The sequence below is a fragment of the Lentzea sp. NPDC051208 genome, assembly GCF_040682435.1.
In the GTDB taxonomy this organism is placed as follows: Bacteria; Actinomycetota; Actinomycetes; order Mycobacteriales; family Pseudonocardiaceae; genus Lentzea; species Lentzea kristufekii.
Window position 1 is genome coordinate 660557 of record NZ_JBFBAW010000001.1, and the last position, 23662, is coordinate 684218.

At 69.1% G+C, this 23662-nt stretch carries 17 protein-coding genes; 4 read left to right on the forward strand and 13 right to left on the reverse strand.

The features are described from left to right. The first annotated feature begins 67 nt into the window (after positions 1-67). Positions 68-2317 carry a rhamnogalacturonan lyase gene (locus tag AB0M48_RS02735; RefSeq protein ID WP_363835554.1) on the forward strand — a complete coding sequence of 750 codons (2250 nt, stop codon included), beginning with the start codon at positions 68-70 and terminating at the stop codon, positions 2315-2317. Positions 2318-2349: 32 nt separating this feature from the next. Continuing rightward, a complete protein-coding gene (locus AB0M48_RS02740; RefSeq protein WP_363835555.1) occupies positions 2350-3315 on the forward strand; it encodes a GDSL-type esterase/lipase family protein in 966 nt (321 codons plus the stop codon). A 1-nt stretch (position 3316) separates the two neighbouring features. On the opposite strand, the gene AB0M48_RS02745 is transcribed toward AB0M48_RS02740, so the two are convergent. Both AB0M48_RS02745 and AB0M48_RS02750 read right to left on the reverse strand, forming a co-directional pair. Then, positions 3317-6154 carry a glycoside hydrolase gene (locus AB0M48_RS02745; RefSeq protein WP_363835556.1) on the reverse strand — a complete coding sequence of 946 codons (2838 nt, stop codon included), beginning with the start codon at positions 6152-6154 and terminating at the stop codon, positions 3317-3319. A 1-nt stretch (position 6155) separates the two neighbouring features. Continuing rightward, a complete protein-coding gene (locus AB0M48_RS02750) occupies positions 6156-7526 on the reverse strand; it encodes a BNR repeat-containing protein (RefSeq protein WP_363835557.1) in 1371 nt (456 codons plus the stop codon). A 311-nt stretch (positions 7527-7837) separates the two neighbouring features. Here AB0M48_RS02750 and AB0M48_RS02755 point away from each other — a divergent pair, with 311 nt between their 5' ends. Then, positions 7838-11488 carry a glycoside hydrolase family 2 TIM barrel-domain containing protein gene (locus tag AB0M48_RS02755; RefSeq protein WP_363835558.1) on the forward strand — a complete coding sequence of 1217 codons (3651 nt, stop codon included), beginning with the start codon at positions 7838-7840 and terminating at the stop codon, positions 11486-11488. A 42-nt stretch (positions 11489-11530) separates the two neighbouring features. Here the strand turns inward: AB0M48_RS02755 and AB0M48_RS02760 are convergent, their stop codons facing one another. From AB0M48_RS02760 to AB0M48_RS02810, 11 genes are all read right to left on the reverse strand, one after another. Then, positions 11531-12313: a family 16 glycosylhydrolase gene (locus tag AB0M48_RS02760; RefSeq protein ID WP_363835559.1), complete on the reverse strand. Its 783-nt coding sequence runs from the start codon at positions 12311-12313 to the stop codon at positions 11531-11533. 74 nt (positions 12314-12387) lie between these two features. After that, entirely contained in the window at positions 12388-13101 is a 714-nt protein-coding gene (locus tag AB0M48_RS02765) for a cupin domain-containing protein (RefSeq protein WP_363835560.1), read from the reverse strand. Then, positions 13095-13976 (reverse strand): PmoA family protein, encoded by an 882-nt coding sequence (locus AB0M48_RS02770; protein WP_363835561.1) that lies wholly within the window; start codon positions 13974-13976, stop codon positions 13095-13097. The genes AB0M48_RS02765 and AB0M48_RS02770 overlap by 7 nt, the downstream gene beginning before the upstream one ends. Continuing rightward, positions 13958-15040, reverse strand: coding sequence for a Gfo/Idh/MocA family oxidoreductase (locus AB0M48_RS02775; protein ID WP_363835562.1), 1083 nt, complete (start codon positions 15038-15040; stop codon positions 13958-13960). The genes AB0M48_RS02770 and AB0M48_RS02775 overlap by 19 nt, the downstream gene beginning before the upstream one ends. Continuing rightward, positions 15037-16347, reverse strand: a complete 1311-nt coding sequence (locus AB0M48_RS02780) for an extracellular solute-binding protein (RefSeq protein ID WP_363835563.1) — start codon at positions 16345-16347, stop codon at positions 15037-15039. The genes AB0M48_RS02775 and AB0M48_RS02780 overlap by 4 nt, the downstream gene beginning before the upstream one ends. A 15-nt stretch (positions 16348-16362) precedes the next feature. Next, positions 16363-17196, reverse strand: coding sequence for a carbohydrate ABC transporter permease (locus AB0M48_RS02785; RefSeq protein ID WP_363835564.1), 834 nt, complete (start codon positions 17194-17196; stop codon positions 16363-16365). Continuing rightward, complete coding sequence (locus AB0M48_RS02790; RefSeq protein ID WP_363835565.1) at positions 17186-18109, reverse strand: sugar ABC transporter permease; 924 nt, start codon at positions 18107-18109, stop codon at positions 17186-17188. The genes AB0M48_RS02785 and AB0M48_RS02790 overlap by 11 nt, the downstream gene beginning before the upstream one ends. A 230-nt stretch (positions 18110-18339) precedes the next feature. After that, the gene (locus AB0M48_RS02795) at positions 18340-18795 is read right to left on the reverse strand and encodes a hypothetical protein (RefSeq protein ID WP_363835566.1); all 456 of its coding nucleotides are present in this window, start codon (positions 18793-18795) and stop codon (positions 18340-18342) included. 72 nt (positions 18796-18867) lie between these two features. Continuing rightward, complete coding sequence (locus tag AB0M48_RS02800; protein WP_363835567.1) at positions 18868-19758, reverse strand: cellulose binding domain-containing protein; 891 nt, start codon at positions 19756-19758, stop codon at positions 18868-18870. A gap of 195 nt (positions 19759-19953) precedes the next feature. After that, positions 19954-20505: a PH domain-containing protein gene (locus tag AB0M48_RS02805; RefSeq protein ID WP_363835568.1), complete on the reverse strand. Its 552-nt coding sequence runs from the start codon at positions 20503-20505 to the stop codon at positions 19954-19956. 124 nt (positions 20506-20629) lie between these two features. Next, complete coding sequence (locus tag AB0M48_RS02810; RefSeq protein ID WP_363835569.1) at positions 20630-21862, reverse strand: ROK family protein; 1233 nt, start codon at positions 21860-21862, stop codon at positions 20630-20632. 135 nt (positions 21863-21997) lie between these two features. Between AB0M48_RS02810 and AB0M48_RS02815 the strand changes: the two genes are divergently transcribed. Further along, entirely contained in the window at positions 21998-23662 is a 1665-nt protein-coding gene (locus AB0M48_RS02815) for an ABC transporter substrate-binding protein (protein ID WP_363835570.1), read from the forward strand.

Here is a 23662-nt window from a genome sequence, read left to right on the forward strand (position 1 = left end):
TTTCCGCATTGTGCAGCAACACATTCAGCCCTTGCTTCCGGTGCCGGGACGGTTCATCGTAGCCGTCGTGGATCTGCGACGAGGGGTTCTGCTGCCGTTGGTGTGCACAGCCGTCCTGGCGGGGCAGCTGCCTGCTTCCGCGCACCCCACCCCCGGTGAGCGCCTGGACCGCGGGCTCGTCGCGGCCTCCGTCGAGGGCGGCGTGCACCTGAGCTGGCGCCTGCTCGGCCGGGAAGCCACCGGCGCCACCGCCACCGGCCTCGCCGGACCCGATTTCGCGGTCTTCCGGAACGGGAAGCGCATCGCGACCGTCACCGACAGCACCACGTACGTCGACACCGGCGCGGCACCTGGTGCGCGGTACCAGGTCGCGCCCGTGCGGCGCGGTGTCCCGCTGGGGCGCAGCAGGCCCGTGACGGCGTGGGCGGCGTCCCACCACGACCTGCCGCTGCGGAAGCCCGCTGACGGCGTGACGCCGGCCGGTGAGCGCTACACCTACTCGGCCAACGACGTCAGCGTCGGCGACGTGGACGGCGACGGCCGGTACGAGTACGTCGTCAAGTGGGATCCCAGCAACTCCAAGGACGTCTCGCAGGTCGGCTACACCGGACCGGTGTACCTCGACACGTACCGCTTCGACGGCACGCTGCTGCACCGGATCGACCTCGGCGTGAACATCCGGGCGGGCGCGCACTACACCCAGTTCCTGGTCTACGACTTCGACGGTGACGGCCGCGCGGAGCTGATGACGAAGACCGCGCCGGGCACTCGTGACGGCCGCGAGCGGTTCATCACGATGCCACGCGAGGACGTGCGCGCCGGGTACCGGAACACCGACGACTACCGGCTCAGCCCGGAGGGCTATCGCAACCACCTCATCGGCGTGTTCCGCGGCTGGGACTCCCATCCCGAGGTGGTCGCCGGCCGGTGGCCCGCGACGCTGGAGCAGGCGTTCGGCATCGAGCAGCGGTACACCTATCCCTTGTCCACAGAGGACGCCGCCGCACTGGTCGACCACTTCATCGACGTCTACGCGCCGTCCCGCAGCGCCAACAACAAACTGCGCCAGTTCGCCGGTTTCATCGTCGACGGCCCGGAGTACCTGACCGTGTTCGACGGCGCCACGGGACGCGAGCTGCAGACCGTCCGCTACGAACCCGGCCGCATCGACGACGGGCTGATGTGGGGCGACTACGCGATGTCCCGCATCGAACCGGGCAACCGCGTCGACCGCTTCCTGTCGGGAGTCGCCTACCTGGACGGCAAGCGCCCGTCCGCGATCTTCGCCCGCGGCTACTACACCCGCTCCACCGTCGCCACCTACGACTGGGACGGCAGGCGGCTCAAGAAGCGCTGGCTCGTCGACAGCGGCTGGGTGCCGATGACGAACCCGTTCCGCGACTCCCCCCACGGCCGCGACGGCACAAATCCCAGTCACGCCAAGCTCACCACGCAGGGCTCGCACTCGCTGAGCGTCGCCGACGTGGACGGCGACGGCAGGCAGGAGATCATCTACGGCGGCGCGACGCTCGACGACGACGGCTCGCTGATGTACAGCTCGGCCGGCGTGCTGCCACCGGGCAGCGTGGACCCGGGAGCCACGGTCCGGGTCGGTCACGGCGACGCCCTGCACGTCACCGACATCGACCCGAACCGTCCCGGTCTCGAGATCTACATGGTCCACGAGGGCGCCCGATCCGCGCCGTACGGCTACGCGCTGCGCGACGCCCGCACCGGCGCGACGATCTACGGCGCCTACTCCGGGATGGACACCGGCCGGGGCATGATCGGCGACGTCCGCCCCGACGTGCCCGGCATCGAGACGTGGGCGTCCATGCCGAACGGCTCGGACTCCGCCGGCACCTGGAGCGCGGACGGCCGCCGGCTCGACACCCGTTCTCCCGGAACGAACATGAGCATCCGCTGGGCCGGTGACCTGACCACCCAGATCGTGACCGGAGCGCAGGACGTGACACCGGCCGTCGAGGACTGGCGGCGCGGCACGCTGCTCACCGCCACCGGAACGCGCACCAACAACGGCACCAAGGGAAACCCGTCGCTCGTGGCCGACGTGTTCGGCGACTGGCGCGAGGAACTGGTCGTGCGCACGCAGGACAGCACCGCCCTGCGCTTCTACCTCAGCACCGAACCGACGAACCACAAGATGTACACGCTCATGCACGACCGCCAGTACCGCGTCGAGGTCGCCCGCCAGCAGACCACCTACAACCAGCCGTCGTACCCGGGCTTCTACCTCGCCTCGGACGTCGACTGGGCGCGCGTTCCCCTGCCCTCGCACCGATTGGCCGGATCATGATCAAAGGACTTCTCGTCTCGGTGGTGGTGCTCATGAGCACCGCGGTTCCGACGGCGTCCGCCGCCACCACGAGCTCGCCCACCGACCCGAACGTCAAGTACTTCGGCCGCTGGAACACGAGTTCGTCGAGCGCCTACGTCTCCGAATGGGCGGGCGCCTACCTCGTCGTCGGCTTCACCGGCCGGACGGTCAAGCTCAAGCAGCGCCGCGCGATCGACTTCTTCGTGAGCATCGACGGCGGACCCGACGTGGCGTACCCGAACCGCAGCGGCACGGTGAACCTCACCCCGACGCCGCTGGCCTCGGGCAACCACACTCTCCGCGTCTCCTACCGCCCGATCGCGGGCTCTTACAAGGGCGACGCGGTGTACCAGGGCATCGAGATCGACACCGGCGCACGCACGTTCGCGCCCACCGTGCCGTCGAAGATCATCGAGTTCGTCGGCGACTCGATCACCGTCGGCCAGCAGTCGTCGAAGCAGGCGCTCACCGCTTACGGCTGGCTGACCGGCGAGAAGCTCAAGGTGGGCCACACGCAGATCGCCGTGGGCGGCGCGTGCCTGCACCCGGCGGCGGACGGGTGCCTGAGCATGCGGGAGGGCTTCCTGCGCACCGGCCTGGCGTTGAACGCGCCCGCGTGGAACTTCGGCCGGTACCGGGCGAACGCCGTCGTGATCAACCTCGGCACGAACGACGTCGGCCACAGCGTCACCAAGGACGAGTTCCGCTCCTCCTACGTCACGCTGCTGCGGCGTGCGCGGGAGAAGTACCCGACGGCGGCGATCTTCGCCCTCGCGACGTTCCGCAAGCGCTACGTCCCGGAGACCCAGGCGGCGGTGAAGACGCTCACCGACGGCGGCGACCGCAACGTGCACTTCGTCGACACGCTGGGCTGGATCGACGAGGCCACCGACACGACGGACAACGTGCACCCCAACGACCAGGGCCACCGCAAGATCGCCGACCGGCTGGCACCGATCGTGGCGGCCAGGATCTGACTCACGGAGCCGGTGCCTTCGCCAGCACCTCGATCTCGCCCAGGGTGAGGTAGCCGGACGGCCGCGCGGTGAGGACGACCCGCACGGCGGTCGCCGGCGGCGAGGGGTTCAGCACGACCTCCGTCCGCAGCCCGGTGACTTCGACGTCGCCGCTCGCGTCGACCCACGCGCCGTCGGCCGTGCGCACCTGGACCTTGAGGCTCTGGGCGATGCCGCCTTCGCCGTCGCGGTGGGAATGCACGGCCACGCGCGTGAGATCACGGGTTCCGGGCAAGGTGAAGGTGATCGTGTCGGACGTGTTCTTGGTGCCGGACCGCCAGTTCGACCACGCCTTCTCCTCCGTCACCCCGTTGCGCAACCTTTCCGCCGAGTAGCCGGACTCGGTGTAGGTCGCCGCGACGGCCGCGTCGAGCGCCGCGTTGACCTCGACGGGTTCGGTCACTTGGACGACCGCCGTCGCGGCCACCGTGCTGCCGTCGACGACTTGGGCACGTCCGGTCACCGTCGCCGTCCCGACGTGGTCGAACACCGCGGTGTCCCACACGACGGGGAGTTCGGCCCTGCCGCCCCGATGGCCGACGCCCGTGACGGTGGCCGGCAGGTCGGGCCGCCCGCCGACGTAGGTCTTCGCGCGAGCGGGCAGTGTCGAGGCGATCGTGTCGACGGTGACCACGGCCAGTGCGGGCAGCTTGCGCCCGAGCACGTCCGTCGCAGTGCCGTGGACGCGCACGGTGCCGGGGTGCTGCCACTGCCGGTCCGGCGGAAGGTTCCAGACCACGGGAAGAGCGCCTCGCGCTCCGTCCGGGTACACCGGCGTCACGGTCCGCGGCAACACGGGCCGCAACTTGGGAACCGTGAACACGGCCGCGTCCTGAACCCGTTGCACGGTCTCGTCGACCGGCGTCCAACGCTGGTTCGCGCCCGAGGTCGGGGTCTTGGCCGACACGGTCTCCCCTGCCGCCTCGATCAGCGTGCCCGTGGCGGCGTTGACGAACGTCCAACTGCCGTCGCCGGTCGTCGACATGATCCACTGAGCTGCGGTGTCCCCGGCCGACTGCAGCACGACGGCGTCACCCGCTGCGGCCAACCGGGTTCCGGTCACCGCGCTGACGATCTCGTAGCGCTCGCGGTTGCCGTTGCCGTGCCCGAGTTTCCGCACCGCCCACAGCTGCCGCGCACTCGCGGTGTCGGTGGTCCGCAGCACCGCCTTCGCCCAGTCGTCGGACGGCTGCAAGGACTTCCCGCCCGCGGCGATCCGGTACACGTGATCGGGCTGGACGAGCGCGGCGTCGCCGGACACCCCCGCCACACCGTCGACGAGGAACGTGGTGACCGACTTCGCCGGTACCGAGAGCGTCGCCGACTTCCCGTTCACCCGCACCGGCTTGCCGCGCACGAGTGCCCCGGACGCGTCGGTGACCACCGGGGTCACCTTCGCCAGCGGCGAGACGAGCCCGAACCGCGACAGGTCCAGCGTCACCGCGCGGCCGGTGTTGCCGCTGTTGACGTGCACCACCGTCGCGTCCAGTCCGAACCGCTTCACCGCGGCCACGCTCGACGGGTCGTCGGTCTTGACGAACCGGTCGCCCGGCCGGACGAAGTGGGTGAAGTTGCGGATGGTGTGGAACTTCGTGTTGGTCCTGATAGGACAGGACTCCAGCGTGTCGTCCGCCGTGCAGTCGAACGGGATGTGGATGCTGCCCCAGTTCTTGCCGGCGGCCGTCTGCGGCGCGGTGTCCTCGACCGGCTGCCAGAACACCCACGCCGACGGTTCGAGCTCGCGGATGTCCTCGAGCATCCTGGTCGCCATGCCGAGACCGGGTTCCATGCTCGTGTAGTCGGTGGTGCCGTTGCCCCAGGTGCCCTCGACCTCGCTCATCCAGAGCTTCTCGCCGGCGCCCTTGGCGATGTCGCGGACGCTGGTGCGCTGGCCGGTGCCGTAGGTGTGCACGTTGAGCTGGTCGACCACGTCCCGCGCCGGGCCGTAGCCGTTCCAGTTGCGCACGAACGTGCCCGGGTTCGTCTCGTCCATCGCGGACACCTTCACCCGCGACCGCAACTCGTCGAGTGCGCGTCGTGTCGCGAGCAGAACCTCCTGCTGCAGCTCAGGTCCGGCGTGCGCGCCTTCCTGGCGTCCACCGGTCGGCTGGCCGTCAGGGCCGATCTGCGTGCCCCAGTAGTTGGTGTTGGGCTCGTTCAACGGGGCGAGCGTGTCGAACTTGATGCCGTGCGCGCGTTCCATCTCCTGGGTCACGCGCGCCAGGTACGTGGCGAAGTCCTCGACGCGGTCCCGGCGGATCTGGTCGGTGTTCGCGTCGAACCCGCCGGAGACGTAGCCGCTGACGGTCTGGAACCACGGCGGCGAGTTGCTGAACGCCTCCCACCTCGTGACCTTGCGCTTCACCTGGTCGACCCACCAGCGCTGGTTGGCGTCCGCGGTGAAGTCCCAGTGGTCCGGGTTGTCCGGCTGCCACCAGTCCACGTCCTCGCGCGTGGTGCCGGGAGGGGCTTTCCAGAAGCCCTCCATGGTCGCGCCCTTCTTCATGTAGTCCTTGCGGACGTCGGGCGCGTTGCCACCGCCGATGTTGTACCGCGCGATGTTCAGGCGCAGGCCGTCCTCACCGAACAGCAGGTCGACGAGCTTGCGGCGGATCGGCTCCGGATAGCCACCGGTGATGTTCGCGAACCACACCAGGCTGGTGCCCCAGCCCTCGAACTCGGGTTGCTGGTACGACGGGTCGATGCGCACGGTGACCGCGTTCTGCGGCAACGGGCCCGCGACCGCCGGCGTCGCGAGACCGGCGATGACGAGGGTGAGCGCCAGCAGAAGTCGCGCCATGTCAGGCTCCCAGGCGGAAGTCGGCGACGCGGATCGGCGACGGCGTGGTGCCGCTGGAGGTCTGCTGGTACTGCACCGACAGGATCCCCTGGGACGCGACGCGCGAGGCGTCCACGTTCACCTCGCCGAACGCCTGCAGTGACGGGCGGTCGAACAGCGTCGTCCAGTCCGTCCAGCCGCTGGCCTTGCTCGCCGCCACGATCTTCCCGCGCGGCTGCACGAGGTACGCGTTGTCGTCCCGGTCGAACACGATCTTCGTGCGCTGCGTGTGGTTCGGCGGGATCGGGACCTCCCTCTTGGTCCACCTGCCGTCCGCGCCGCGGAAGACGTGGAAGGTGCGGCCGTACTGCGTGCGCTGCTGCGCGTAGTTCGACACGCACTGGGTGAACCGGCCGGGAACGTAGCTGATCACCACGTGCGGCCTGCCCTGCGCGTCCACGGCCTGGCTCTCCTGGTTCATCAGGCCGTGGTTCGGGTCGAGCGGATCGGCCACCAGGCCTGGCGAGTTGACGTTCACCGCTGTGCCGCCGGTGGTGCCCACCACGGTTCCGGTACCGTTGCGCCACGTCCGGCCGCGGTCGTCGCTGTAGACGTAGCCGGTGTCGTGGTTGGTCAGCCCACCCGGGTTGCACAGCACCCCGGCATTGCCTTCACGCCAGGTGAAAGCGGCGTGCAACCGTCCACTCCGGTCGTAGGTCAGACCGTGCAGGTACATGTTGCGGGTGGTGGACACGACGCCGTTCGGGCCGGTGTACGAACCGGTGGCGGACGACCAGCCGCCGAGCTTGCGCCACGTGCCGCCGGAGTACTCGGCCAGCTCGTTGACGCCGTTGCCGGAGCCACCGGTGCGGTAGCTGAACTGCAGCCTGCCCTCGGGCGTCACGACGAACTGCGGGTACGTCATGGACCCGAGCTCGACGCCGCCGAGCGTGCGCTGCACGGAACCGAACGCGGCGGCGTTCCACTGCTGGGCGCCCGTCGCAAGGCCGGGCAGGGACCGGAAGTAGAACAAGCGCGTGTTGTGCGTGTCCAACGCGACGTGGATCGTGTTGTCCTGCGGGGAGATTCCCAGCGAGATCACGTTGTGCGAGTCGTCGGCGCTGAGCTTGTGCGGCAGGACCACGGCCTCCCACCGGGTGCTGCCGACGGTTCGCCGCGCGACCACGGCGTTGCGGCTCGCGGTGTACCAGGTGGCGTACTGACGTCCCTGATAAGTCAGGATCGCGTCCTGCTGGAACGAGTTGTTGTTCACCACGCCGTCGTAGGACACGAAGAACAGCGCTGAAGGATCGAGCAGCGTGTCGCTGACGAGGTTCACCGCCGGTGCCGCCGCGGGCGCTCCCACCGCGGGCACTGGCGACGCCAGCAGCATCGCGGTCACCAAGCACAGCGCTGTCCTTTTCACGGTTCCCCCGGCTGGTCGTGGTTCGGCCTGATCCCCGGAGCGTGAAGTCGAACAAAATCGAACGCAAGCGTCGAGTTGTTCGATAACAGTGAGCGCCATGTGAATGGCACGGACCTCGTGGCCTCTTGTCGCCCCACCAGCTCGACTGTTCACTTGTGTTCAGTTCTGTCTGAACATGGAGGTTCAGCGTGCGGCGCGCGATTGTTCTTGCCACGGTGCTGTTAGTTGCGGTTGGTTCGACGACACCGATCGCCTCCGCAGCCGATCCCCCTCCGGACGTGCACACCTACCTCGAGGACCCGAGCAGGATCGCCGAGGGGCAGGAGCCGCACCACGCGTTGCTGCTCCCGCAGGCGGACGTCGCCTCGGCCGTGCGCGGCGACGAGCGCACCCCGTTCACGCAGTCGCTGGACGGCAAGTGGCGGATCTCCATGGCGGACAAGCCCGCCGACGTTCCGGCGCGGTTCTACGCCGACGACCACGACACGTCCGGCTGGCGCACGGTGACCGTGCCGCACACCTGGCAGACCGACGGCCTGGACCACCCGATCTTCCGCAACATCGCCACCGAGGTGCAGCCGGACGACCCGCCCCGCGTGCCCCGCGACGTGAACCCGACCGGTGCGTACGTCCGCGACTTCGACGTGCCGGCCGACTGGACCGAGCGGGCGACGTTCGTGCGCTTCGAGGGCGTGACGTCCGGCTACTTCGTGTGGGTCAACGGCACGTACATCGGCTACGACCAGGGTGGTTACACCCCGGCCGAGTTCGACATCTCCTCCGCGCTGCGACCGGGCCGCAACAAGATCGCCGTCCAGGTGCACCGCTGGAGCGCCGGCTCCTACCTGGAGGACTACGACCAGTGGCGGTACTCGGGCATCTTCCGCTCGGTGTCGCTGTACTCGACGCCCGCCACGTTCATCCAGGACGTCACGCTCAAGACCGACCTCGACGCCACCTACACCGACGCGACCCTGACCGCGGACGTCGAACTCGGCCACAAGCCCGGCGGCACCACCGGCACGCACCGCGTCACCGCCAGTCTGCGTGACTCCCGCGGAGCCGAAGTCGGTTCGGCGAGCCAGGAGACCGACGGCAGCACCGCCCGTCTCACGCTGCCGGTGCGCAACCCGGCCAAGTGGACCGACGAGACGCCGAACCTCTACACCGTCGTGCTGACCCTCACCGCGCCCGACGGCAAGATCACGCACATCACCAGTGACACCACCGGCTTCCGCGAGATCGAGATCCGGAACAAGACGTTGCTGGTCAACGGCAAGCGCGTGCTGTTCAAGGGCGTCAACCGCGCGGAGACCGACCCGGACCACGGCCGGCACGTGCCGAGGAAGGCGCAGGAACGCGACGTGGCGCTCATGGAGCAGCTCAACGTCAACGCCGTCCGCACCTCGCACTACCCGAGCGACCCGTACTTCTACGACCTCGCCGACAAGCACGGCCTCTGGATCGACGACGAGGTCGACATCGAGACCCACAACCACGAGAACTGCGCCCGGTGGTGCCAGGCCAACCAGCCGGAGTGGCGCGACACGTTCCTGGACCGCCTGATCGGCATGGTCGAGCGCGACAAGAACCACCCGAGCGTCTTCCTGTGGGACACCGGCAACGAGGCGGGGCTCGGCGCGCACCACTACGAGATGGCGCGCTGGCTCAAGGCCAACGACCCGTCGCGGCCGATCTACCACCAGTCCAACAACCCCGACGGTGACGCACCGTTCGCCGACGTGTGGGGGCCGCGCTACCCGTCGCCGGAACGGTTCGCCGAGCAGGCGAAGAGCACGACCAAGCCGCTGATCTTCGGCGAGTACGCGCACGCGATGGGCAACAGCCTGGGCAACTTCCGCGAGTTCTGGGACATCATCCGGGCCAACCCGCAGACCCAGGGCGGCTTCATCTGGGACTGGGCCGAGCAGAACATCAAGCAGAAGACCCGTGTCGCGCCGGACAGTTCGGGCAACAACATCACCGCACTGCTCTCCGGTGCGCCGAAGCTCGTCGACGGCCACCGCGGCAAGGCGCTGTCGCTGTCCGGGCTCGACGACTTCGTCGAGGTCTACCGCGACCGCAAGCTCGACATCACCGGCACGGCGCTGACGCTGGACGCGTGGGTCAAGCCCGGCAGGTGGACCGGCCAGTTCCCGATCATCGCCAAGGGCGACCACCAGTGGACGCTCAAGATGAAGAACGAGACCACGCTCGAGTTCTTCATCCACAGCGGCACGTGGCGCGCAGTGCAGGCGAAGGTGCCCGCCGACTTCTACGGCAAGTGGCACCGGGTCAGCGGTACGTACGACGGCACCGCGCTGCGGCTGTACATCGACGGCGCCGAGGTCGGCACCCTGCCGTTCACCGGCGCGATCGACTACTCGGCTGCCGACGTGAACATCGGCCGGGACTTCGAGATGTCGTGGAACGACCCGTCCACCGTCGGCTGGATGGCCCGCGGTGAGGTCGACGACGTGCGCGTCTACGACCGGGCGTTGCCGGCGGCCGAACTCGGCGTCTCCTCCGCCCCGGCCGGGGGCGCCGTGCTGGCGCTCGACTTCGACGACGTGCGGGAGCGCGGCACGCACTTCGCGTACGGGTCGACCCTGTCCGGTGTGGACGGCCTGATCAACACGGACCGCACGACCCAGCCCGAGACACTGCAGATGGCGTGGGCACACCAGCCGATCCGGTTCGGCTACTCCGGCGGAGTGCTGTCGGTGACCAACGAACGGCAGTTCACCGGCACCGACGACCTCACCCTGCGCTGGCGGGTCACCGAAGGCTCGCGGGTGGTCAAGAGCGGCGAACAGCCGCTGCGCGTCGCCGCCGGCTCGACCACGCCGATCTCGCTGCCGGTGCCGGTCAACGACGCAGATCGCGAACGGTTCCTGACCGTCGAGACGGTCACGGCGTCCGCGGCACCGCTGCTGCCCGCCGGGCACGTGCTCGCGCACGACCAGTTCTCGCTGGGCGGCAGTCGTGTTCCCGGCCTGGACAAGGCTCCGCTCGACTGGGCGGTCGTGTTCACCCAGGAGGACGCCCAGAAGGTCACCGCCACGGCGGCAGGCGCCACCTACACGGTGGACAAGAGGTCCGGCGCGCTGACGTCCATGAAGTCGTGGGGCCGTGAGCTGCTCGCCAGCGGCCCGAAGCTCGACGCGTGGCGTGCGCCGATCAGCAACGAGACCTACGCCTGGGGCCGCGCCGAGGGCGAGGACTGGCGCAAGGCCGGGCTTGACCGGCTGGAGACCACGGTGTCCGGTGTGCGCGTGGAGAAGGACGGCCACAAGACCACCAGGATCATCGTGGACAGCAAGGTCGCCGCGCCCGGTGTCAGCGGGGCGTGGTTCGACCAGACGATGGTCTACTCGGTGGACTCGGCCGGTGTGCTGCGACTCGGGCACCGGGTGACGCCGCAGGGCTCCGTGCGGGCCCTGCCGTACCTGCCGCGCATCGGTGTCCAGCTGTCCGTGCCCGACCGCTTCTCCGAGTTCTCCTGGTACGGCAGGAAGGCCGAGAGCTACGTCGACCGCAAGGACGGCACGCCGATCGGGGTGCACTCGTCCTCGGTGGCCGACCAGTACGTCGAGTACCACCGCCCGCAGGACCACGGCAACCACACCGACACCCGGTGGGCGTTGCTCACCGACGGACGCACGTCCGGTCTGCTGGTGTCGGGGGCCCGCGAGGTCAGCGTGACGCAGTACGACGACATCGAGCGTGCGGCGTACCCGTTCATGTTGCAGCGCAACAAGGGCTACTTCACGCTGCACGCCGATCACGCCGTGACCGGCGTCGGTGACACGCCGAACCCGGTTCGGCAGCGCAGCCAGGTCCGTCCCGACAGCACCTACGAGTACACGATCACGATGCGACCGCTGACGTCGCAGGAGGCTCGGTCGGGCCTTCCGGCGGGGGCCTGACCGGGGGAGGTGGCCCCGGTGTTCGCCCGGGGCCACCTCCTTTCACGCCCGCGTACGTCCGATGTAGACGTTGCGGGCCCGGTAGACGGTCTCCGCGGTCGGTCCCGGACTGCCGGACGAGCCCTCCATCTGCAGGTTGATGATCACCCAGAGCGGCTTGCCGACGAAGTTCCTCGCGGTGTGCTTGGCGATCCACTTGCCGTCGAGGTAGTAGTGGATGTCGACGTCGGTGCTGTTCACCTTCGTCATCCACGCCCGGTAGGTGTGCCACGAACCCGGCGAGGACACGCCGACGATCGAGCTCGACACGTCGCTGGACGTCCGGAAGGTGTTGAACCAGTTCCGGTTGTCCCCCTTGAACTCGAGGACGTCGCTTTCAGGTGGCCAGCTGTTGACGCCGGTCAGCCAGAACGCGGGCCAGGTGCCGCGGGTGGACGGCGCCTGGAAGTCGCCCTTCACCTCCCAGTTCGGGAACTGGTCGTTCACCACGACGTGCTCCTTCGCGTGGATCGCGCCGGAGTGGTAGCGGATGGGCAGGTGCGGGTCGGCGCTGCTGTTGCCCTCGTTCCAGGAGATGCGGGTCGCCTTCACCGTCAGCACGCCGCCGGACAGCGACACGTGGTTGTGGTCGCTGGGGCTCGCGTACATCCTGGCCGTGCCGTTGTGGTCGGAGCCCCACGGGTAGCGGTAGTTCCACTCCGACTCCAGCGCGCCGTAGCCGCTGAAGGACCCCGGCCCGATCACCTCTTCCCACGCCGCCGCGGTCGCGGGGGTCGTGGAGGCGGCCGTGAGGACGACGACGAGTGCGCCTGCTGCGATTCTCATCGCCTCACTGTCCAGCACAGACTGGTTGCCGCACAACAGTTCCGTCGATTCGACGGGTGGTTCGACTCGACGGTTCAGCCGTGCGGCGAGCTGCCCCCGGCCGGGTCGTGGACGTCGAGCCGGCCGCACATGCCGAACCGCCGCGGCCCTTCCGCGCGCACCACGTGGACGTCCGCTTCGGCGAGGTGGCCGATGTCGCCGTCCCGCAACCGGTCCAGCTGCTCACCGGTGCGTTCGGCCGACGCCAGTGCGCCGGACCGCCACCGCTTCTCCCAGTCGCCCAGAACGTCCTGCTTCAGCCGCACGGCGGAGCGGTAGAAGTCGTCGAGCGCCGCGGCCTCGCCCGCCTCGACGCGCCGCCGCAGCTCCAGGAACCCTTCGAGGGCGAGGTCCCTGCGCCGCCGGGCGGACTCCTCGTCGCCGGCCTGGGCGTGCGCGGGGTAGTTCTCCGCGTCAGCCAGCACCTCGGCGGGAAAGGTGAACACCGCGTCCCCGGCCTCGGGCAGGCCGCTGTTCTGCATCACGACGATGATCCGCAGGTCACCGTCGTTGACCAGGCGGTGGATCGTGCCGGGCGTGAACCAGACGACCTCGCCCTCGCGCAGCGGTGTCTCGGCGAACCCGCGCCGGGTCAGGGTCTGGACGCTGCCCTGCCCGCCGATCACGTAGTAGCACTCCGAGCAGGCGAGGTGGACGTGCGGCGAACCGCCGCACACCCCGTCCACCGCCGGCCAGTCGTACACCCGCAGGCCGGAGATGCCCACCCCGCCCGGGAACGGCGTCACCACGGATGGTCCTCCACATAGGATTCCAGTCGCGCCCTGTCCCAGTCGCCGTCGGCCACGACGAGCCGGTAGCGCAGGGTCAGCGCCGCGCCCGCAGCGAGTTCCACCGTGTCGTGGAAGGCGAAGGACGGGTTCACCGCCGCGAACGGCGTGCTGCGCACGAACCAGTGCGTGTTCTTGTTGTCCGGGTGGTCCAGGAACAGCAGCGTCGACGAGCGGTCGACCTCGTCGTGCCGGCCGACGAACGCGAGCCAGCGCGCGGCCTCGCCCATCATCTCCTGCCCGGATCCGCCGTCGGCCGCGATCACGGTGCCGTCGGTGAACGAACGCGGGCCGCGCCAGAAGAACCCGGTGTAGCCGGCGAGCTCACGCCCGTTGGTCGTCGGACTGCCGAAGACCAGCGGCTCGGAACGCAGATTCGTCATCGTGGTGGTGAAGTCCAGCGTCCACGAGTCGTCCTCGACGTCCCGCACCGTGAACGACCGCGACTCGCCGACCCAGCGTTCTCCCTCCTCGGTGAACCAGGACAGCCGCTCGTCGAACCGGGCGCCGTCGACCTCGAACTCCTCGTGCCGCATGGTCCCGACGTTCGACAGCGCCGCGTAGCCCCGGTCGCGCACGTACGTGACGCCACCCCAGAAGTTCTCGCCCGACACGTCCGTCGCGGTCATCTGCACACCCTTGTGCCAGCGGTGGTCGTGCGGCCGGAACGCCGTCACCACGTCACCGGCGAGCGTGCGCACCGGGTGCAGGTAGGGCTTCGGGCCCTCGAACGCGGGCGTGGACGGCCGGTGGACGTACCGGAAGAGCTCGACGTCGCCCACCGACGCGGTGAGCGCCTCGTCGTCCTGCCGCATGATCACCGAGCGTTCGCCCACGGGGCACCGATTCCTTCCATCGTCGCGTGGAACGGGCTGTCCGGACCGATCTGACCTGCCTTCACGACGGTACCGGTGAACGCGGACGCGTAGAGCGCCGCGATGAACTCCATCGTGTTCCTGGTGTCCGCGAGGGTCACCGGCGGTGCCTCGCCACTGTCCAGCGCGTCCAGGAACGCCGTCAGCTGGCACCGGTGACCGCTGGCGATCCCGGACAGCTCCCCGTGCCAGTGCGTGACGACCTCGTCGTGGCCGGGCGCCGGTGTCACGGTCCAGTCCGCGTCGGTGTAGCCGTAGAGGTGCTCGACCTCGACGGTGGCGCGTTCGAAGTCGAACCTCAGCTGCGACGTCTCCCTGGGCGACAGCAGCGAGTTGACCACCGAGGCGACCGTGCCGTCGGCGAAGGTCACCAGTGCCATCGAGACGTCCTCGGTCTGCACGTCCCGCGCCTGCCGGACCGCCACGGCACGGATCTCCCGCCACGGCCCCAGAACCGACAGCAGCAGGTCGAACTGGTGGATGCCGTGGCCCATCGTCGGGCCGCCGCCCTCGCTGTCCCAGGTTCCGCGCCACGGCACGTCGAAGTAGGCGTCGCCGCGGTACCAGAGCGTGTCGCACTTGGCGACGAGCGACCGGCCGAACACGCCTTCGGCGGCCAGGCGCCGCAGCCGGATCGCGGCCGGCCCGAAGCGGTGCTGGAAAACCGTCGCGACCCGTCCGGTCGAAGCGCGTTCGGCCGCGATCAACGTGTCGATGCCGCTCAGTGACAACGCCGGCGGCTTCTCCACCAGCACGTTCACGTTGGCGGCGAGGCACTCCAGCGCCACCGGCACGTGATGGCGTGGCGGTGTGCACACGTGCACGAAGTCCAGGTCCTCCGCCTCCAGCAACGCGGCGGAAGTGGGGTGCACGCGCGGCACACCCCACTCCTCGGCGAACGCCGCTGCGCGATCGGCGTCCACGTCCACCACGGCCACCAGTTCGACGCGCTCCCCCGCCGCCCGCAAGGCCTCGGCGTGGGCGGCCGCGATCGCCCCGGTGCCGACGACGGCCGCCCGCCTCACTTCGCGGCGTCCACTTCGGACTGGACTTCCCTGATGAACGCCGCCGCGGCGGCGTCGGGCGTGGTGCGGCCGAACAGGACGTCCTCGGTGTGCCGCTTGAGGATCGTGTCGAGCGTGCTGGCGCCGTTCGGCGTGATCCTCGGCGGATCGCTGACCGGGACGCTGTCGAGGTACTCCTTGGCGGCCTTGTCGGTGTCCTTGAGCTGCCCGGCGATCGCCTCGCGGATCTTCTGGTTGGCGGGCACACCGCGTTCGGTCAGCAGGACTTTGGCCGCCTCGTCGTCGTTGGCGAGGAAGCTCACGAACGCCGCGGCCTCGGCCGGGTACTTCGACCGCGCGGACACCGACCAGAACATCGACGGCTTGTAGTAGGCGCCGGGTGCCGCGCCCTGGGTCTCGCCGGGCAGCCGCAACAGCTTCAGCTTGGCGCCGCTGGCGGCGGTCAGCGCGGTCAGCTGGGTGTTCCACCACAGGCCGAACGCCGCGGTGCCGGTCGCGGTGGCGGACTGGTTCAGCCCGGCGGACGCCTTCTCGACGCTCACCGAGGGCGGCGGCGCGACACCGGACTTCGACAGGTCGAGGATGTACTGCCAGTAGTCGCGCGCGATCTCCTGCGGCAGCACGACCTTGGCGTCGGCGTCGAACATCGCCTTGCCCTGCTGCCGTGCCCGGATGCTCAGCCCGGCCGCGTCGTTGATGCCCGGCGACTGCACGCCGAACACCTGGCCGCCACCGGCCTTCGACACCTGCTCGCCGACCTTCCTCAGGTCGTCCCACGACCACTTCGTGTCGTCGGGCACCGGGATGCCGTACTTCTCCAGCAGGTCGAGGTTGACCATGATCGAGTACATGCCGAGGCCGACCGGCAGCCCGTACTGCTTGCCGGCGATGGCACCGGTGGCGAGCGCCTTCTGGTCGAAGTTCGCGGTGTCCAGGTGCTTCTTGGCCTCGTTCAGGTCCAGCAACGCACCGCGCTCGGCGTAGGAGGCGATGTAGAGCTCGTCCATCTGCATGATGTCCGGCGCGTCGTTGGCCGCCATGGTGGTGGCGAGGCTGTCCCAGTAACCGTTCCACTCCTTGAACTCACCCTTGATGGTGATGTTCGGGTGCTTGCGCTGGAACATGTCGATGACCTGCTGGGTGCGCTTGTGCCGGTCGTCCGCGCCCCACCAGGTGAAGCGCAGCGTGACCTTCTCCGTCGTCAGGTCACCACCCGCGTCCGACCCGGACCCGCAGGCCGCCAGCAGGGACGCGGTCAGCGACAGCAGGACCGCCCAGGCGGTCCCGCGGCGAGCACCTCTGAACATGAGCTGTCCTTTCGGCTACTTGCCCCCGGTCGTGGCGATCCCCTTGACGAGGTACCGCTGGCCGACGAGGAAGGCGAGGAAGATCGGCAGGAGTGACACGACGCTCATCGCGAACTGCGAGCCCCACGAGGTGGCGACCGTCGAGTCGACGAACGAGCGCAGCGCGACGGGAACCGTGTACATGTCCGGGTCCGTCAGGTAGATCAGCTGGCTGAAGAAGTCGTTCCACGTCCAGATGAACGTGAAGATCGTGGTGGTGGCGAGCGCCGGCGTCATCAGCGGCAGGATGATCTGGAGGAAGATCCGCGGATGGCCGCAGCCGTCGATGCGCGCCGCCTCGTCGAGCTCGCGCGGCAGGCCCCGGATGAACTGCACCATCAAAAAGACGAAGAACGCGTCGGTGGCGAGGATCTTCGGCACGATCAGCGGCAGGAACGTGTTGACCCAGCCGATGTTCGAGAACAGCACGTACTGCGGCACGATGATCACGTGGATCGGCAGCATGATCGTGCCGAGCATGATGCCGAACCACCACCGCTTGCCGGTGAACTGCAGCCGGGCGAAGGCGTAGGCGGCCATCGAGCACGACACGAGGTTGCCGACGATGCAGCCGAGCACCAGGATCGCCGAGTTCAGCAGGTAGGTGCCGAACGACGGCGTGAGGGCGTTCCAGCCCTCGGTGTAGTTCTCGGTCTGCAGTCCGTCGAGGATCAGGCCCGGACTGCGGAAGATCTCGTCGCCCGGCCGCAGCGAGCTCGCGACCATCCACAGCACCGGGTACAGCATCACGAACCCGATCAGGACCAGGCCGAGGTGCTTGGCGGGCGCGGCAAGCCTTCTAGTCGTCATAGAACACCCAGTACTTCGCAGCCCAGAAGTTGATCGCGGTGAACGCGGCGACGATCAGCAGCAGGAACCACGCCAGCGCCGACGCGTAACCCATGTCGAACCGGCTGAAACCCTGCTGGTACAGGTAGAGCGTGTAGAACATGGTCGAGTCGGACGGCCCGCCGGTGCCGCCGGAGACGACGAACGCCTGCGTGAACGACTGGAACGCGTGGATGATCTGCAGCACCAGGTTGAAGAACAGGATCGGCGAGAGCAGCGGCAGGGTGATCCGCAGGAACTGCGACCGCCTGCTCGCCCCGTCGATCGCGGCGGCCTCGTAGTAGACCTCAGGGATCTGCCGCAGCCCGGCCAGGAAGATGATCATCGGTGAGCCGAACGTCCAGACGTTCAGCACGATCAGGGTCGACAGCGCGGTGTCCGGGTCGGAGATCCAGCCCCTGCCTTCGACGCCGAAGAAGCCCAGCACCCGGTTCACCAGTCCGTCGGTGCCGAAGACCTGCGTCCACAGCACCGCGATCGCCACGCTCGACCCGAGCAGCGACGGCAGGTAGAACGCCGAGCGGTAGAACGCGAGCCCGCGCAACCCCCGGTTGAGCAGCAGCGCGACGCCCAGGGCGCACGCCAGTTGGAGGGGCACGGACACGAGCACGTAGGTGAACGTGACCCGCAGGGCGTTGTGCAGGCGGGAGTCGCTGAGGATGCGCGCGAAGTTGTCGAAACCGATGAACCTCGGCGGCTGGATCAGGTTGTACTTCGTGAAGCCCAGTGCGAAGGACGCGATCACCGGACCGATCGTGACGAGGAGCAGTCCGGCGAACCAGGGAGCGAGGAACCAGAACGCGGCTCTGTTGTCGCTTTTCCTGACCTGGACGCCACCTCGGCGCAGTTGACGCAGTTCGTCTAGAGCGCTCATCGACCCCCGACCTCGCCGTCCGGAAAACGCTTTCCGGAGTCTGCATCGGTGCCTGATGAGCGTCAAGCGAGCTGTCGAATGCCGTCGAACGCCGTGGTCGAACGCAGTCGAACAGCGCGGTCCTCTGTGGAGGGTCGAGCTGGAGGGCGGGGCCGGAGCGGGCCCTGAGGTTGATGAGGGGAGCTTTCATGAACCTGAGGTTGATGAAAGCTCCCCTCATCAACGTCGCACTAGGCGTAGGGGTTGCGTCCGGAGAGCCCGCCGACCTTGCACGGACCGTTCGACGCGTCACGGCAGACGACGACGCCCATGTAGGTGATCGAGTCGCCGCTGATCGACCAGGTCAGGTCGTTGTACGACGAGTAGTCCTCCTTGTCGCAGCCGGAGTGGTCGTACCGGCGCGTGGGCGTCGTGTCCGGGTGCAGGGAGCCGTTGTAGAACAGGAAGTAGGCGTAGACCGGCTTGGCGTCGCAGCCCCAGTCGGAGACGAGCAGGTCGATGTTCCTGACCGAGCTGCGCCCGGCCCAGTCGAACGTCGCCCCGGCGTACCCGTAGTCCTGTCCCGAGTAGATGAACTCCTGGTCGGCGGCACTCGCCGAAGGCGTGTTCACGACGACGGCGGAGAGCGCCGCCACGGCGGCGGCCGCGACCCGGCCGGCGATCTTGGTGAAGGTTCTCGAAACCATGGCGGCAGTTAACAACGCTCACCCGCGCGGGCAGAAGCTATTGCACCCCAGCGCAAAGCCAGTGCGGGCCCTCTACTCCACAGAGCACTGCACGCCGTTGACCGAGAACCCGGCCGGTGCGACCGGACGGCCGCGGGAGTTGCCGTTGAAGCCGAACCGCACCGACGCGCCCGCCGCGATCTGCCGGTTGTAACTCGTGTTCGCGGCGCTGACGATCGAGCCGTACTGCCTCCCGGAGGCGTCCCACATCTCACGGATGCTCTCGCCGCTCGAGAAGGTCCACACCAGCGACCAGCCGTTCACCGCGGCGGTACCGGTGTTGCGCACGGTCACGTTCGCCTGGAACCCTCCCTGCCACTGCTCGGTGATCCGGTAGGCGACGGCACAGGCCTTCGCCGGAGGCGGCGGAGTCGTGGTCGTCGGGGGCGGTGGTGGTGGCGGCGCGGGCGTCGTGGTCGTCGTGGTGGGGGCGGGCTTGGACGTGTCGGAACCCTCGCAGGGCGGGCCCCACAGCCCACGCTTGGCCGCGGCCGCCTCGTCCCGGGCGTTGATCAGCGGTCCGCTCTCGACGCCCTCGGGCCTCAGGGCGCCCTGCTGCACGGCGAGCACCGCGTAGTCCGTGCCGTCCTCCAGTTCCAGGTCCACCACGCCGATCTCCAGTCCGGTGAACCGGACGGAGCTCGCCAGCAGGGTCGACCTGGCGAAGGAGAGCGAAGCCTCCGCGAAGCACTCCTTCGGTTCCGCCAGCGACGCGACGCGGACCCTCGTGCCGTCGGCGAACTCGACGGTCCGCGCGTCGATCACGTCCCGCACGACGGTGAGCACGTCCTGGGGCGGCACCACCTCGTTGACCAGCGTCGGCGGTTTCAGCGGGGGCTGGGGAGAGGGCGACGGCGCCGCGGGTTCCGCTGAGCACGCGCCTGTGAACAGCAACAACATCACCAGCAGGTGCTTGCGCGCCACCGTCACTCCCGACCATCTCCCCGACAGGCTGTCTCGTGCGGACGACAGCACTCACCCAGCTGCTGGAATGTCGGTTGAGCTGATCACCGCGTTACGCCGGGGTCAGACGGTCCTGCCGCGCGGCGGAGGCGCGGCCTGCGACGTGGTGAGGACGGTGGCCGTGGGCTCGTCACCGTTCAGCACTCCGTCACAGGGTCAGCCCCCGTTGAGCCACAGGCCGATCCAGCCGATGACGAGCAAGAACGCCACCATTCCCGCGAAGTGCCACGGCGCCAGGTCGAGGCTCTTGCGCACACCACCGCCCTCGGCCGGCGCGGGGTGCGGCCGGTGCTGCTCGATCGCCTCCCGGATCCGGGACTGCACCCGGCTGCCGCGCAACGAACTGGCCGCGGAGAAGGCGCCGACGGCGACGTCGATCCGCTCCCCCGAGGTGGTGACGAGCGCGACCTCCTTCGTCGCCTCGACCGAGGCGAGGTCGGCCCACGGCACCCAGTACCTGCGGAACCAGTTCACGACCAGGACGCCCGAGTCGTACACCTCCACGACCGCGTGCGCGCCGACCATCCACATGAACCACGTGAGCGGCGCCATGATCGCGATGAACTCCAGCTGGTGCCCGAAACCGTTGCCGGGGAACGGGTTGAGCAGCACGTACGTGCTCGTGCCGAGCGCGCCCAGCGTCACGACCCAGCTGAAGGTGCTGTCGAACCTCCTGCGCAGCACCACTGCCGCTCTGCCCCGACTCATGCGCACACCCTAGTGGCGTGGCTCGGAAGGTCGGCTGGATAATTCACGCTCAGCAGGGCGCCGCGCGGCCGTCTGACCGCGAATTCGCCCGGCGACCTTCCGAGCCACACCACTGGATCGGCGCTCAGCGGACCAGCTGCCCGAACACGGGCGGCTCCTCCGCCGCCAGGTCGTCCGGCAGCCGCAGGCCCTGACGCCGCGGCACCAGCTCCGACTGCAGGACGATCGCCGCGGCGCCGATCGCGGGCGCCGACGCCGCCGAGGGCGACAGCCGCACGGAGATCGGGTGGGCGTCGCGCGCGATGAACGCGCTGTCGAGCTCGGCGCGCAGCACGGGCAGGTAGATCGAGCCCGCGATCGCGAAGCTCGGGCCGGTGAGCACCAGCACCTCCAGGTCCAGCACGTTCGCCAGCGTGCGCGCGGCGGCCGCGAAGTACCGGGCGGACCGTTCGAGCAACGCGACCGCGCGGGTGTTGCCCTGCCGGGCCGCCCTGCTGATCGCCGCGAAGTCGGCCGCGACCGGTGTGGCCGCGCGGGTCCGGCCTCCGACGAGGCCCGCCGCACGACTCAGTGACCGGTCGGCCCGTGCCTGCTCCACGACCGCCGCGGGACCGGCCAGCACCTCCAGGCACCCCCGCGCGCCGCACCGGCAGCGCGGGCCGTCGATGTCGAGGCAGGTGTGGCCGATCTCGCCGGTGTGGCCGCTCGGGCCCCGGTAGGTGGCGCCGCCGAGCACGATGCCCGCGCCGACGTCCGATCCCATGAACAGCGCGGCGAACGTCGAGGTCGCGCCGACGCCGCCGGACCAGTGCTCACCGATCGCCGCCGCGGTCGCGTCGTTGTCGAGCACCACCGGCAGGCCCGTCGCCCGCTCGAGCGCGCGGCCGAACTCGTGGTGCTCCGACGGACGTGCCGCCACGAGTCCCAGCCCGAGGATTCGATCGCGTTCGACGCCCACGCTGTCGATCAGCGCGCCGACCTCGCGTGCCACCCTGGCGACCACGGCCGCCGGCTCGTCGGCACCGGCGCCCGCCCGGGAGATCCTGGCGACGACCGCTCCGCCGAGGTTGGTCAGGACGTAGGTGATCCGCGCGTCGTCGAGGTGCACGCCGACGGCGTAGCGCGCGAAGTGGTTGAGCTGCAGCATGACCCGGCGCTTGCCGCCGGTCGACTCGGCGTGCCCGGTCTCGGCCACCAGCCCCTCGTCGATCAGGCCGCGCACGACGGTGGAGATCGTGCCGCCGGTCAGGCCGGTGGCGTTGACCAGACCGACGCGGCTGATCACGCCCGCCGCCCTGACCAGGTCCAGCACGGCCGCCCTGGTGCTGGCGTGGGTCACCCGCGCCGGTCCGCTCACAGCACTCCTCCGTCGAACGACGAACAGATCCATCGACAACCTCGGGATCAGTAAAGCATCCCGAGGCGTTGACTTTCTTTGTTTAGTAACTGAAGAATCCTCGCCGCGAACCACCCAGCCACGGGAGGATCAACGATGTTCCTGCACAAGCGGCTCTGCTCACTCGGTCTCGCGGTCCTCGTCGCGGCCACCGCTGCCTGCTCCGGATCCGGCGGCGCGGGCCGGGCCCGCGACACGCTCGTCGTCTACACCGGGCAGGCCGGCGACTACCAGCTGAACTTCAACCCGTACGCCCCCACCCAGATCGAGGGGCCCGGAACGATCTACGAACCGCTGTTCTTCTTCAACATCGCGAAGGACGGACCGCCGAAGCCCCTGCTCGGCACCGAGTTCGCGTGGAACGCGGACGGCACGGAGTTGTCGATCACCCTGAGAGACGGGGTGACCTGGTCCGACGGCGAGAAGTTCACCGCCGAGGACGTCAAGTTCACGCTCGACATGGTCGCCAAGACGCCCGCCGTCAACAGGACCGGCTTCAAGGGCACGACCACCGCCGTCGACGACACGCACGTGGTCGTCAAGTTCCCCGAACCGTCCTACATGGACGGACCCCAGGTGCTGGGCCAGCTGTGGATCATGCCCGAGCACATCTGGAAGAACTACGCCACACCCGCGACCGAGGTGAACCCGAGCCCGGTCGGCACCGGCCCGTTCCAGCTCGGCGAGTTCAAGGCGCAGTCGTTCACGCTCAAGGCGAACCCGAAGTACTGGGGCGGCGAGCCGGCGCTGAAGCAGATCCGCTACCTGTCGCTGTCGGGCAACCAGGCGGGCGTCGACGCGCTGAAGGCCGGTTCGATCGACTGGCAGACCGGCCCCATCCCGGACATCAAGGACGTCGAGAAGAACTACCCCGGCTACAAGGCGGTCACCCTGCCGCTCAACCAGGTCTCGCTGTTCACGTGCTCCAACGCCCAACTCGGCTGCCAGGGAGCGCAGACCGATCCGGCCGTGCGCAGGGCGATCTACCACGGGATGAACCGCACCCAGATCAACTCGCTGGCCTTCCAGAACACCGGCAGCGAGATGTCGCCCGGCTTCACGCTGCAGCCGCGCGACACGGCGTTGCTGTCGAGCAAGCTCACCGACCGCATGGCGCCGATGAACGCCGACGTCGCCAAGGCCACCGAACTGCTCACGTCCGCCGGGTACGTCAAGGGCGCGGACGGCATCTACGCCAAGGACGGCAAACCGCTGGCGCTGACCGTGAAGGTGGTCGCCGGCTGGACCGACTACATCACCGCGCTGGAGACCCTGAGCCAGCAGCTGCTCCAGATCGGCATCAAGATCACGCCGCAGCAGCTGTCGTGGAACGAGTGGGCCGACGCGCGCGGCCGCGGCCAGTTCGAGCTGCTGATCGACTCGGTGGAGCAGGGCCCGGCACCGGACCCCTACTACACCTACAGCTACTTCTTCTCCACCGCGACGACCGCGCCGGTCGGGCAGGCCGCCAACCCGAACTTCTCCCGGTTCAGCAACCCGGTCGTGGACTCGGCGCTGGCCGAGCTCAAGAAGACCGACCGCGGCAACCCCGCGCGGCAGTCGCACTACGACACCATCCAGGTCGAGCTCGAGAAGTCCATGCCGTACATCCCGGTCCTGACCGGCGGTGTCCCGAACGAGTACAACGACAAGGCGTTCACCGGCTGGCCGACGAAGGACGACCTCTACGCGTTCCCCGCCGTGTGGAAGCGGCCGGACGCCTCCCAGGTGTACGCCAAGCTCAAGCCCGCCGGGTCCTGA